Raw genomic sequence first — 270 nt, forward strand, 5'->3', positions numbered from 1 at the left:
TGTTTCGTTTATGAAACGAATGTGAAGGCGGAAGGGCCAGTACCAGAAGTAACAGAAAAAGAGCCTGAAGTTACAATTTTATTAGAGCGAATGTATGTTGATGGAGAAGTAAGTGAGGAAATATTTACAGAAAAAGTAGCGGACTTAGAAAAGTTTTTACAGCAGTATAAAGAATGGCAGCTCGTTGATCGTGATGATGTACAAATCGTATTACAAAAGAAAGTTGATGATATTTCTCCGTTATTAAAGACGAGCGGTTATTTCGGTGTG

The 270-nt window shown here is 36.7% G+C and carries 1 protein-coding gene; it reads left to right on the plus strand.

What is annotated here, in order from left to right; all coding sequences use genetic code 11:
- Window positions 1–270, plus strand: a 270-nt coding sequence (locus SB658_RS24215; protein ID WP_410602897.1) for a BofC N-terminal domain-containing protein, incomplete at both ends; no start/stop codon positions are given.

The sequence above is a fragment of the Bacillus sp. SIMBA_008 genome (assembly GCF_046535495.1).
In the GTDB taxonomy this organism is placed as follows: domain Bacteria; phylum Bacillota; class Bacilli; order Bacillales; family Bacillaceae; genus Bacillus; species Bacillus subtilis.